The organism is Pseudomonas sp. JAI115, assembly GCF_014200835.1.
Classification (GTDB): domain Bacteria; phylum Pseudomonadota; class Gammaproteobacteria; order Pseudomonadales; family Pseudomonadaceae; genus Aquipseudomonas; species Aquipseudomonas putida_A.
Genome location: NZ_JACHCY010000005.1, coordinates 333,420 through 346,496, shown reverse-complemented (window position 1 = coordinate 346,496; position 13,077 = coordinate 333,420). Strand labels below are relative to the sequence as shown.

Genomic DNA, 13,077 nt, shown 5'->3' with positions numbered 1-13,077 from the left:
TATTACAGAGTCCGTAACTCACGGAAAGTCATAGGGAATTGGTAGTGCTGGGACTCTTCAAGAAAAAGACCAATACGTTACTGGGGATCGACATCAGCTCCACTTCGGTGAAGCTGCTGGAGTTGAGCCGTCAGGGCGATCGCTACCGGGTCGAAGCCTACGCGGTCGAGCCGCTGCCGCCCAATGCCGTTGTCGAAAAGAACATCGCCGAGCTCGAAGGCGTGGGTCATGCCTTGTCCCGGGTGCTGGTCAAGGCGCGCACCGGGCTCAAGAGCGTGGCGGTGGCGGTGGCCGGTTCTGCGGTGATCACCAAGATCATCGAGATGGACGCCGGGCTGACCGATGACGAGCTGGAAAACCAGCTGAAGATCGAAGCCGACCAATACATTCCCTATCCACTGGACGAAGTCGCCATCGATTTCGAAGTTCAGGGCGTGTCGCCGCGCAACCCGGAGCGGGTCAGCGTGCTGCTGGCCGCCTGTCGCAAGGAAAACGTCGAAGTCCGCGAGGCGGCGCTGGCGCTGGCCGGGCTGACCGCGCGCGTGGTCGATGTCGAGGCCTATGCGCTGGAGCGCTCGTTCGGCCTGCTCGCCACTCAACTGGCAGCCTCGCAGGAACGCCTGACCGTGGCGGTGGTGGACATCGGCGCGACCATGACCACCCTCAGCGTCCTGCACAACGGCCGCATCATCTATACCCGCGAGCAGCTGTTCGGTGGCCGGCAACTGACCGAGGAAATCCAGCGCCGCTACGGCCTGACTGTCGAGCAGGCCGGGCTGGCGAAAAAGCAGGGCGGTCTGCCGGACGACTATGTCAGCGAGGTATTGCAACCGTTCCGTGATGCTCTGGTGCAGCAGGTCTCGCGCTCGTTGCAGTTCTTCTTTGCCTCCGGGCAGTACAACGCCGTCGATCACATCCTGTTGGCCGGCGGCACCGCCTCGGTGCCGGGGCTGGATCGGCTGATCGAACAGCGTCTGGGCACCCCGACCCAGGTCGCCAACCCGTTTTCCGACATGGCCTTGAGCAGCAAGGTCAACGCCGGGGCCCTGGCCAGTGACGCGCCGGCCCTGATGATTGCCTGCGGGCTCGCGCTCAGGAGTTTCGACTGATGGCGCGGATCAACCTTCTCCCCTGGCGTGAGGAACGCCGCGAAGAGCGGCGCAAACGCTTTCTGCTGATCCTGATCGGGGTGTTCGTCGGTTCGGTGGGCGCAGTGTTCATCGCCGATCAGATCTTCAGTACCGCCATCGAGCGGCAGGCAGCACGCAATGCCTACATCGGCAAACAGATCGCCGTGGTGGACGAGCGGATCAAGCAGATCAGCGAGCTCAGGGCGCGGCGCCAGCAACTGGTCGAGCGCATGCGCATCATCCAGGACCTGCAGGGCAACCGGCAGATCAGCGGGCGGATTTTCGATCAGCTGGCGCGCACGCTGCCGGACGGGGTGTATTTCACCAGCGTGAAATTGCTCGGCAAGACACTGTCGATCAGCGGCGCGGCGGAGTCGAACAACCGCGTTTCGGAGCTGATGCGCAATCTGGATGCTTCCGACTGGTTCGATGCGCCGAGTCTTAATGAAGTGAAAGCGACGACTGCCGGTCAGGTGGATCAGGCCAACGTCTTTCAGCTGACCGTGCGTCAGACCCAGCCAGCCGCGACGGAGGGCGACAAATGAAGCCGTCCGAATGGCTGCAAAGTCTGCGCAACATCGACTTCAACGATCTGGATACCAGCAACATCGGCTCCTGGCCGGCCGCGGTGAAAACTATCGCGGGAGCATTGCTGGCGGTGCTGGTGTTGGCGCTTGGCTATAACTTTTTCATCAGCGACATGGAAAACCAGCTGGAAGCCAAGCGTCAGGAAGAGGACACCTTGAAGGAGCAGTTCGCCAGCAAGGCGCACATGGCCGCCAACCTGGAGCTGTACACCCAGCAGATGAAGGAGATGGAGAACTCCTTCGGCGTACTCCTGCGGCAGTTGCCCAGCGACACCGAAGTCCCGGGATTGCTCGAAGACATCACCCGCACCGGGCTGGGCAGTGGTCTCGAATTCGAAGAAATCAAGCTGCTGCCGGAAGTGACCCAGCCGTTCTACATCGAGTTGCCGATCCAGATTACTGTCACCGGGGCTTACCACGACCTCGCGACCTTCGTCAGTGGCGTCGCCGGGTTGCCACGGATCGTCACCTTGCACGATTTCGAACTGGCACCGGCCAATCCCGACGGCGGGACGAAGCTGCGCATGAGCATTCTCGCCAAGACCTACCGCTATAACGACAAGGGGTTGGACAAATGACCCCGATCCGTTATTTCGCCCTGTCGGTGCTGTTGCTGGGTCTTGGCGGATGCTTTGGTGGAGATGACTTCAGCGACCTCGATGCCTACATGAACGAAGTGCGTCTGCGCCCGGCCGGCCGGATCGAGCCGACGCCGACGTTTCATTCCTATCCTACTTTTACCTACAGCGCGGCCAACCTGCGTAGCCCGTTCTCGCGCCAGGTGCGCGTCGATCTGGCCGGGCAGCAGCGTGGCTCGCGCAACGTCAAACCCGACCCCAACCGGGTCAAGCAATACCTCGAAGGTTTCAACATCGAGCAGTTTGAAATGGTCGGCACGATCTCCAATGCCAGCGGCTCCTTCGCCTTGCTGCGCGGGGCGGGTGCAGTGCATCGGTTGAAAGTCGGCGACTACCTGGGGCGCAACGACGGGCGCATTGTCGCCATCAGCGCCACTCAGGTCGATGTGGTCGAGATCGTGCCCGACGGCGAAGGCGCCTGGCTGGAACGTCCGCGCACCATTCCTTTGAAAGAGCACTCATAGTGGAAGTCGAACAATGAACAGGATTTTCTCCACCCTCGGTTTTTCGCTATGGATAGCGCTGCTTTCACCGATGGTTCAGGCGGTCAGCCTCAAGACGCTGGATGTCGCGGCGTTGCCGGGTGACCGCATCGAGTTGAAGCTGTCGTTCGACAGCCCGCCACCGCAACCCAAGGGCTACACCACCGAATCGCCGGCGCGAATCGCCCTGGATCTGCCGGGTGTCGCCAGCCAACTGACGAACAAGACCCGCGATCTGGGCAGCGGCAATGCGCGAACCGCTACAGTGGTCGAAGCCAACGACCGTACGCGCCTGATCATCAACCTGACGCAACTGACGCCCTACACCTCACGGGTCGAGGGCAACAATCTGTTCGTGGTGGTCGGGCAGGGCGCCAAGCCTGCTGCGCCACGGCCAGCCGTTGTTGCGCCACGACCGGTCGCGGCGCCGGCGAAGGCTTATACCCCCGTCGCCAAAACCATTCGTGGCGTCGACTTCCAGCGCGGCACTGCGGGGGAGGGCAACGTCGTCATCGACCTGTCGGATCCGACCATCGCCCCGGACATCCAGGAGCATGACGGCAAGATCATCCTGAGCTTTGCTCGCACGCAGTTGCCCGACAGGCTGCGGGTGCGCCTCGACGTCAAGGACTTCGCCACCCCGGTGCAGTTCGTCAACGCTGCCGCCACCGGTGATCGTGCGGTCATCACCGTCGAACCCAGCGGTACGTTCGACTATTCCACCTACCAGACCGACAACAAACTGACCGTCAGTATTCGCCCGATGACGGTCGATGACCTGCAAAAGCGCAACGCTGACCGCAACAGCTACAGCGGCGAAAAGCTTTCGCTGAATTTCCAGGACATCGACGTGCGTTCGGTGCTGCAACTGATCGCCGACTTTACCAACCTCAATCTGGTGGCCAGCGATACGGTGCAGGGCGGGATCACCCTGCGTCTGCAGAACGTGCCGTGGGATCAGGCGCTTGATCTTGTGTTGAAAACCAAAGGGCTGGACAAGCGCAAGATCGGCAACGTGTTGCTGGTGGCGCCGGCCGACGAAATCGCTGCCCGTGAACGCCAGGAACTGGAGTCGCAGAAACAGATCGCCGAACTGGCACCGCTGCGCCGCGAGCTGCTGCAAGTGAATTACGCCAAGGCCGCGGACATCGCCAAGCTGTTCCAGTCGGTGACCAGCGCCGAGGCGAAAATCGACGAGCGTGGCTCGATTACCGTCGATGAGCGCACCAACAACATCATTGCCTACCAGACCCAGGATCGCCTCGACGAACTGCGGCGGATCGTGGCGCAACTGGATATTCCGGTGCGCCAGGTGATGATCGAGGCGCGGATCGTCGAGGCCAACGTCGATTACGACAAGAGTCTGGGCGTGCGCTGGGGCGGTTCGATCCAGAACAAGGGCAACTGGAACACCTCGGGGGTCAGCAATGGCTCGTCGACCACCATCGGCACACCGGGCAGCACCAGTACCAACTCGCCTTTCGTCGACATGGGCACGGTGGGTAATACCTCGGGGATCGGCATCGCCTTCATCACCGACAATGTGCTGCTCGATCTTGAGCTGACCGCCATGGAGAAGACCGGCAACGGTGAGATCGTCTCGCAGCCCAAAGTGGTCACCTCCGACAAAGAGACGGCGAAGATCCTCAAGGGCACCGAGATTCCGTATCAGGAAGCCAGCTCCAGCGGCGCGACGTCGGTGTCTTTCAAGGAGGCTTCGCTGTCGCTGGAAGTGACGCCGCAGATCACCCCCGACAACCGCATCATCATGGAGGTCAAGGTCACCAAGGACGAACCGGACTACCTGAACAAAGTGCAGGATGTACCGCCGATCAAGAAGAACGAAGTCAACGCCAAGGTGCTGGTTAACGACGGCGAGACCATCGTGATTGGGGGCGTTTTCTCAAATACTCAAAGCAAGGTCGTAGATAAGGTGCCATTTCTTGGCGATGTGCCGTATCTTGGCCGCCTTTTCCGGCGTGATGTGGTTTCGGAGAAAAAATCCGAGCTGCTGGTATTTCTCACTCCGCGTATCATGAATAACCAGGCGATTGCTGTGAGTCGTTGATTCTGTGCGAAATTTGATTCTTGTAGGACCGATGGGCGCTGGAAAAAGCACCATCGGCCGGTTGCTGGCCAAAGAGCTGCGCCTGCCGTTCAAAGATTCCGACAAGGAAATTGAACTGCGCACGGGCGCCAATATCCCGTGGATCTTCGACAAGGAAGGCGAGCCCGGCTTTCGTGACCGTGAGCAGGCGATGATCGCCGAGCTGTGCGCGTTCGACGGCGTGGTGCTAGCGACCGGCGGCGGCGCGGTGATGCGTGATGCCAACCGCAAGGCCCTGCACGCGGGCGGACGGGTGGTGTATCTGCATGCCTCCGTCGAGCAGCAGGTCGGGCGTACGTCGCGCGATCGCAATCGTCCTTTGCTGCGCACCGCCGATCCGGCGAAAACCCTGCGAGACCTGCTCGAGATCCGCGATCCGCTTTATCGGGAGATCGCCGATCTGGTGGTGGAAACCGACGAACGGCCACCGCGCATGGTGGTGCTCGACATTCTCGACCGTCTGGCACAGCTGCCACCCCGTTAAAGCGCCGCCGGAAATGCGCTATCCTCGGCGTCCTGTCACAACCGCCGAGGTTGTGGCGGATGGCGTGCGAGCGGCGTCAGATTCGCTACAGGCCGCAGACAACCAATAATTCAGGGCAGGACGCCTGCTTCCATCTTCACTGTGGGGACACATGCAGACACTCAAGGTCGATCTAGGCGAGCGCAGCTACCCGATTCATATTGGCGAAGGTTTGTTGGATCAGCCCGAATTGCTGGCGCCGCATATCCATGGGCGGCAAGTGGCAATCATCTCCAACGAGACCGTTGCGCCGCTCTATCTCGAACGTCTGACCCGCAGCCTTGCGCAGTTCTCGGTGATCTCGGTGGTGCTGCCGGACGGCGAAGCCTTCAAGAACTGGGAAACCCTGCAACTGATCTTCGACGGCCTGCTGACTGCCCGTCACGACCGCCGCACCACGATCATCGCCCTCGGCGGCGGTGTCATTGGTGATATGGCCGGTTTTGCCGCCGCCTGCTACCAGCGCGGTGTCGATTTCATCCAGATTCCTACCACGCTGCTGTCCCAGGTCGATTCGTCGGTGGGCGGCAAGACCGGTATCAACCATCCGCTGGGCAAGAACATGGTCGGCGCGTTCTATCAGCCGAACGTGGTGCTGATCGATACTGCATCGCTGAAAACCCTGCCGGAGCGTGAACTGTCCGCCGGTCTTGCCGAAGTCATCAAGTACGGTCTGATCTGCGACGAGCCGTTCCTGACCTGGCTCGAAGACAACGTCGACGCTCTGCGCGCGCTGGACCAGAAGGCCCTGACCTACGCCATCGAGCGTTCCTGCGCGGCCAAGGCGGCAGTGGTCGGTGCCGATGAGAAGGAAACCGGAGTGCGCGCCACGCTCAATCTCGGCCACACCTTCGGCCACGCCATCGAGACCCACATGGGCTATGGTGTCTGGTTGCATGGTGAGGCGGTGGCCGCTGGCACCGTGATGGCGCTGGAAATGTCCGCGCGTCTGGGCTGGATCAGCGAGCAGGAACGTGATCGCGGCATTCGTCTGTTCCAGCGTGCCGGTCTGCCGGTGATTCCGCCGGAAGAAATGACCGAAGCCGATTTTCTCGAACATATGGCAATTGATAAAAAAGTGATCGACGGTCGTCTGCGCCTGGTGCTGCTGCGCCGGATGGGCGAAGCGGTGGTGACCGCCGATTATCCGAAAGAGGTTCTACAGGCCACGCTGGGAGCGGATTACCGCGCTCTGGCTCAGCTTAAAGGTTAATAAGATTCCGATGACTAGTTTGCATGCCGACGAGGCGTTCCTCGGCCATTTCCAGTTAAGTCACGACCCTTTCGCGCCGCGGGTGCCGGGCTTCAAATTCTTCCCGGCCCAGCGCAAACCGGTGCTGGGGCAATTGCACCACCTGGCGCGTTACAGCCAGTTGCTGCTGGTGGTCACCGGCCCGCAGGGCAGCGGCAAGACCTTGCTGCGTCAGGCGCTGGTAGCCAGCACCAACAAGCAATCGGTGCAAAGCGTTGTCGTGTCGGCCCGTGGAGCTGGCGATGCCGCCGGCGTGCTGCGTCAGATGGCTCAGGCACTGAACGTGGCTCAGGCCGAAGTTGGCGCGATTCTGGATCAGGTGGTGCAGCTCGCGCTTACCGGCCAGGAGGTCTATCTGCTGGTGGATGACGCCGAGCAGCTCGACGAATCCGCGCTCGAAGCGCTGATGGCGCTAGGGGCCGGTGCACCGGAAGGTCGCCCGCACGTGTTCCTGTTCGGTGAGTCGTCGCTGATCGCGCAACTGGAGGCCTTGCACCTCGAGGAAGAGCGCTTCCACGTCATCGAACTGCAGCCGTATACCGAAGAAGAGACCCGCGAATATCTCGACCAACGGCTCGAAGGTGCGGGCCGGGGTGTCGAACTTTTCACCGCGGATCAGATCTCTGAGATTCACGAAAGCGCCGAGGGTTGGCCTGGCAACATCAACCAGGTCGCTCGCGATGCACTGATCGAAGTCATGATTGCCAGCCGCTCTGCGGTCAAGCGTCCAAGTATGGGGTTCAACATGCCGAAGAAACACGTATTGGCGATATCCGCCGTCGTTGTGGTCGCGGTCGCCGCCGCCTGGCTGATGCCGGGTCGCAACAAGGCGCCAACCACTGGCGCACCCGCCAACGAACAGGCACAACTGCCATTGGGTCAGGGCGCCAAGGGTGGCGCGCCGAACGTCGAGTTCGCCGGCAATACCCAGCCGATGCCGCTGCCGCTGGTGGGCAACTCGCAACCGGTGATGCGCGGCCCGTTGGCTGAAGCCGCAGGCGGCATCACTGAAGGTGACGACGGCGTGCCGGTCGAAGGCTCCAGCGCAACGCCGCCGACCGTCACGACTTCCGCACCACCGGCAGGTGTTCCGGCCGGCCCGGCTCCGACGCCAGTACCTGTTCCGGCGGCCAAGCCGACCCCGGCACCGACTCAAGTCGCCACCGCCAAGCCTGCTCCGGCAGCGTCAGCGGCCAAACCGGCTCCGGCCCCGGCCAAGCCTGTTGCGGCTGCCAAACCGGCCGAGAAGCCGGTTACCGTGGCCAAGGCTGCCGGTGGCAGCTGGTACGCCGGTCAGCCGACCAGCAATTACGTGGTGCAGATCCTCGGCACCAGCTCCGAAGCGACCGCGCAGAACTTCGTCAAGGAGCAGGGCGGCGAGTACCGTTATTTCAAGAAAGTCCTCAACGGCAAGCCTCTCTACGTGATCACCTACGGCAACTTCGCCAATCGTGATGCAGCCGTTTCTGCCATCAAGGCCTTGCCAGCGAAGGTTCAGGCTGGTAAACCTTGGCCTCGCACTGTCGCCAGCGTCCAACAGGAACTGGCAACAACTCGCTGAAGATTCGGCGGCCTTACCCAGGCCGCCTCTCCAAGCACCTCAAAATTTCTACGAGTGCGCGCCGTCTCTACAGACCGCGTGCCTTGTGGTGTCTGCGTCACAGTAGTCTTTGAGTCGTTGCAGTCAAAATTAAAAAAGTTTTGACTAGCACAGCAGATCGCTTTAAACCTTTCACAAATGCGACATGAATTTGCGACATTTCGTCGTCAAATTTGTGAGCCTCTGTGTCGCTGTGTACAATGACCACCCTTTTGCCCCCGCAAAGCCGGCGTACGTTCGGCGCGGCAAGCAAGTGGTTGAATTGAAAAGAAATTTGCCTCGAAAAGAGGCAGCCTGGTGAGAAAGTGTCTATGAAAGCAGGTCTGTACCAACCAGATGAATTCAAGGATAACTGCGGTTTCGGCCTGATAGCCCATATGCAGGGCGAGCCCAGTCATACCCTTTTGCAAACGGCCATCGAGGCCCTGACCTGCATGACCCACCGCGGTGGGATTAATGCCGACGGCAAGACCGGTGACGGTTGCGGTCTGCTGATTCAAAAGCCTGACGCGTTCCTGCGGGCGATGGCCCAGGAAAACTTCAGCGTCGAACTGCCCAAGCAATATGCCGTGGGCATGGTCTTCTTCAACCAGGATCCGGCCAAGGCCGAAGCCGCTCGCGAGAACATGAACCGCGAGATCCTCGCTGAAGGCCTGCAACTGATCGGCTGGCGCAAAGTGCCGATCGACACCAGCGTCCTCGGCCGACTGGCCCTCGAGCGCCTGCCGCAGATCGAGCAGGTGTACATCGGCGGTGAAGGCCTGAGCGATCAGGACATGGCGGTCAAGCTGTTCAGCGCCCGTCGTCGCTCGTCGGTGGCCAACGCCGCCGACACCGACCACTACATCTGCAGCTTTTCGCACAAGACCATCATCTATAAAGGCCTGATGATGCCGGCCGACCTGGCCGCGTTCTATCCGGACCTGGGTGACCAGCGCCTGCAAACCGCGATCTGCGTGTTCCACCAGCGCTTCTCCACCAACACCTTGCCGAAATGGCCGCTGGCCCAGCCATTCCGTTTCCTCGCCCACAACGGTGAGATCAACACCATCACTGGTAACCGTAACTGGGCACAGGCCCGTCGGACCAAGTTCACCAACGATCTGATGGATCTGGAAGAGCTCGGCCCGCTGGTCAACCGTGTCGGTTCCGACTCCTCGAGCATGGACAACATGCTCGAACTGATGGTCACCGGTGGCATCGACCTGTTCCGTGGCGTGCGGATGATCATTCCGCCAGCGTGGCAGAACGTTGAAACCATGGACCCGGATCTGCGTGCGTTCTACGAGTACAACTCGATGCACATGGAACCTTGGGACGGTCCGGCCGGCGTGGTGATGACCGATGGTCGTTACGCGGTGTGCCTGCTCGACCGTAACGGTCTGCGTCCGGCGCGCTGGGTTACCACCACCAACGGTTTCATCACCGTTGCTTCGGAAATCGGCGTCTGGAACTACCAGCCAGAAGACGTGATCGCCAAGGGCCGTGTCGGTCCGGGGCAGATCCTCGCCGTGGACACCGAGACCGGGCAGATCCTCGACACCGACGCGATCGACAACCGTCTGAAATCCCGTCATCCGTACAAGCAATGGTTGCGCAAGAATGCCCTGCGCATCCAGGCGACCATGGAAGACAACGACCACGGTTCGGCGTTCTACGATGTCGATCAGCTCAAGCAATACATGAAGATGTATCAGGTCACGTTCGAAGAGCGTGATCAGGTGCTGCGCCCGCTTGGCGAACAGGGCTACGAAGCCGTTGGTTCGATGGGCGACGACACGCCGATGGCCGTGCTGTCGCAGCGTGTGCGCACGCCGTACGACTATTTCCGCCAGCAGTTTGCGCAGGTCACCAACCCGCCGATCGACCCGCTGCGTGAAGCGATCGTGATGTCGCTGGAGATCTGCCTCGGTGCCGAGCGCAACATCTTCCAGGAATCGCCGGAGCACGCCTCGCGCGTGATCCTCAGCTCGCCAGTGATCTCGCCGGCCAAGTGGCGCTCGCTGATGAACCTCGACCGCCCGGGTTTCGAGCGGCAGATCATCGACCTCAACTACGACGAAAGCCTCGGCCTCGAAGCGGCGATTCGCAACGTCGCCGATCAGGCTGAAGAAGCCGTGCGCGCCGGGCGTACCCAGATCGTCCTCAGCGACCGCCATATCGCCCCGGGCAAGCTGCCGATCCACGCTTCGCTGGCCACCGGCGCGGTGCACCACCGCCTGACCGAAAAAGGCCTGCGCTGCGATTCCAACATCCTCGTTGAAACCGCCACCGCGCGCGATCCACATCACTTTGCGGTGCTGATCGGTTTCGGCGCCTCGGCGGTCTATCCGTTCCTGGCCTACGAAGTGCTGGGCGACCTGATCCGTACCGGTGAGGTGCTGGGCGACCTCTATGAGGTGTTCAAGAACTACCGCAAAGGCATCACCAAAGGTCTGCTGAAGATCCTGTCGAAGATGGGCATCTCGACCATCGCCTCGTACCGTGGTGCGCAACTGTTCGAAGCCATCGGCCTGTCCGAAGAAGTGTGCGAGCTGAGCTTCCGTGGCGTGCCGAGCCGCATCAAGGGTGCGCGTTTCGTCGACATCGAAGCCGAGCAGAAAGCCCTCGCTACCGAAGCCTGGAGTCCGCGCAAGCCGATCCAGCAGGGCGGTCTGCTGAAGTTCGTCCACGGCGGCGAATATCACGCTTACAACCCGGACGTGGTCAACACCCTGCAAGCCGCCGTGCAGCAGGGCGACTATGCCAAGTTCAAGGAATACACCTCGCTGGTGGATAACCGCCCGGTGTCGATGATTCGCGACCTGTTCAAGGTCAAGACCCTCGACAAGCCGCTGGACATCAGCGAAGTCGAACCGCTGGAATCGGTGCTCAAGCGCTTCGACTCCGCCGGTATCTCGCTGGGCGCACTGTCGCCGGAAGCGCACGAAGCCCTGGCCGAAGCCATGAACCGCCTCGGTGCGCGTTCCAACTCCGGCGAAGGCGGCGAAGACCCGGCGCGCTACGGCACCATCAAGAGCTCGAAAATCAAGCAGGTCGCGACCGGCCGTTTCGGTGTCACCCCGGAATACCTGGTCAACGCCGAAGTGCTGCAGATCAAGGTTGCGCAGGGCGCCAAACCGGGCGAGGGCGGGCAACTGCCGGGCGGCAAGGTCAACGGTCTGATCGCCAAGCTGCGTTACGCAGTGCCGGGCGTGACCCTGATTTCGCCACCGCCGCACCACGACATCTACTCGATCGAAGACTTGTCGCAATTGATCTTTGACCTGAAACAGGTCAACCCGAAGGCACTGGTTTCGGTGAAACTGGTGGCGGAAGCGGGCGTCGGCACCATCGCCGCCGGTGTGGCCAAGGCCTATGCGGACTTGATCACCATCTCCGGGTACGACGGTGGCACCGGTGCTTCGCCGCTGACCTCGATCAAATACGCGGGCGCTCCGTGGGAACTCGGCCTCGCTGAAACCCACCAGACCCTGCGCGGCAACGACCTGCGCGGCAAAGTCCGGGTGCAGACCGACGGCGGCTTGAAAACCGGCCTCGACGTGATCAAGGCGGCCATCCTCGGCGCAGAAAGCTTCGGCTTCGGTACCGCGCCGATGATCGCGCTGGGCTGCAAATACCTGCGCATCTGCCACCTGAACAACTGCGCCACCGGCGTTGCGACGCAGAACGAGAAGCTGCGCAAGGATCACTACATCGGTACCGTTGACATGGTGGTGAATTTCTTCACCTACGTCGCCGAAGAAACCCGTGAGTGGCTGGCCAAGCTCGGCGTGCGTTCCCTCGAAGAGCTGATCGGTCGTACCGATCTGCTGGAAATCCTCGAGGGCCAGACCGCCAAGCAGCACCATCTGGATCTGACCCCGCTGCTGGGCAGCGATCACATCCCGGCGGACAAACCGCAATTCTGCGGCGTTGAGCGCAACCCGCCGTTTGACCAAGGCCTGCTGGCCGAGAAAATGGTCGACATGGCGACGTCGGCGATCAACGACCTCAGCGGCGCCGAGTTCGAACTGGACATCTGCAACTGCGACCGTTCGATCGGTGCGCGGATCTCCGGCGAAATCGCACGCAAGCACGGCAATCAGGGCATGGCCAACGCGCCGATCACCTTCCGCTTCAAAGGCACGGCCGGTCAGAGCTTCGGCGTGTGGAACGCCGGCGGTCTGAACATGTACCTGGAGGGCGACGCCAACGACTACGTCGGCAAAGGCATGACCGGCGGCAAACTGGTCATCGTACCGCCGAAGGGCAGCGTCTATCAGACTCAGAACAGCGCCATCATCGGCAACACCTGCCTGTACGGCGCCACCGGCGGCAAGCTGTTCGCCGCCGGCACCGCAGGCGAGCGTTTTGCCGTGCGCAACTCCGGTGCCCACACCGTCGTGGAAGGCACTGGCGATCACTGCTGCGAGTACATGACCGGTGGTTTCGTCTGCGTCTTGGGCAAGACCGGTTACAACTTCGGCTCTGGCATGACCGGTGGTTTCGCCTACGTGCTCGATCAGGACAACACCTTCGTTGACCGGGTCAACCACGAACTGGTGGAAATCCAGCGGATCAGCGGCGAGGCGATGGAAGCCTACCGCAGCCACCTGCAGAACGTGCTGAACGAGTACGTCAAGGAAACCGAGAGCGAGTGGGGTCGTGAACTCGCCGAGAACCTTGATGACTACCTGCGTCGTTTCTGGCTGGTCAAGCCTAAGGCTGCCAACCTGAAGTCGTTGCTTTCCAGCACTCGTGCCAACCCGCAGTGAT

At 61.4% G+C, this 13,077-nt stretch carries 9 protein-coding genes; all 9 read left to right on the top strand.

Going from position 1 to position 13,077, the window contains the following annotated elements; all coding sequences use genetic code 11:
* Positions 1-44: 44 nt before the first annotated feature.
* The 9 genes from HDC30_RS14935 to gltB all read left to right on the top strand — a co-directional run bounded on the left by HDC30_RS14935 (position 45) and on the right by gltB (position 13,076).
* Entirely contained in the window at positions 45-1,109 is a 1,065-nt protein-coding gene (locus tag HDC30_RS14935; RefSeq protein WP_096794691.1) for a pilus assembly protein PilM, read from the top strand.
* On the top strand, positions 1,109-1,675 hold the full coding sequence (locus tag HDC30_RS14930) for a PilN domain-containing protein (protein WP_115988378.1): 567 nt from the start codon (positions 1,109-1,111) through the stop codon (positions 1,673-1,675). The genes HDC30_RS14935 and HDC30_RS14930 overlap by 1 nt, the downstream gene beginning before the upstream one ends.
* Positions 1,672-2,295, top strand: coding sequence for a type 4a pilus biogenesis protein PilO (gene pilO, locus HDC30_RS14925; RefSeq protein ID WP_027611313.1), 624 nt, complete (start codon positions 1,672-1,674; stop codon positions 2,293-2,295). Before HDC30_RS14930 ends, pilO begins: the two co-directional genes overlap by 4 nt.
* Positions 2,292-2,819 (top strand): pilus assembly protein PilP, encoded by a 528-nt coding sequence (locus HDC30_RS14920; RefSeq protein WP_027611314.1) that lies wholly within the window; start codon positions 2,292-2,294, stop codon positions 2,817-2,819. Before pilO ends, HDC30_RS14920 begins: the two co-directional genes overlap by 4 nt.
* 13 nt (positions 2,820-2,832) lie before the next feature.
* A complete protein-coding gene (gene pilQ, locus HDC30_RS14915; protein ID WP_183783787.1) occupies positions 2,833-4,905 on the top strand; it encodes a type IV pilus secretin PilQ in 2,073 nt (690 codons plus the stop codon).
* A gap of 4 nt (positions 4,906-4,909) precedes the next feature.
* Positions 4,910-5,428 carry a shikimate kinase AroK gene (gene aroK, locus HDC30_RS14910; protein ID WP_027611316.1) on the top strand — a complete coding sequence of 173 codons (519 nt, stop codon included), beginning with the start codon at positions 4,910-4,912 and terminating at the stop codon, positions 5,426-5,428.
* Between the two features lie 151 nt (positions 5,429-5,579).
* Entirely contained in the window at positions 5,580-6,680 is a 1,101-nt protein-coding gene (gene aroB / locus HDC30_RS14905; protein WP_027611317.1) for a 3-dehydroquinate synthase, read from the top strand.
* 10 nt (positions 6,681-6,690) lie between these two features.
* Positions 6,691-8,280 (top strand): AAA family ATPase, encoded by a 1,590-nt coding sequence (locus tag HDC30_RS14900; RefSeq protein ID WP_183783785.1) that lies wholly within the window; start codon positions 6,691-6,693, stop codon positions 8,278-8,280.
* A gap of 350 nt (positions 8,281-8,630) precedes the next feature.
* Complete coding sequence (gene gltB / locus HDC30_RS14895) at positions 8,631-13,076, top strand: glutamate synthase large subunit (RefSeq protein ID WP_183783783.1); 4,446 nt, start codon at positions 8,631-8,633, stop codon at positions 13,074-13,076.
* Position 13,077: the final 1 nt, after the last annotated feature.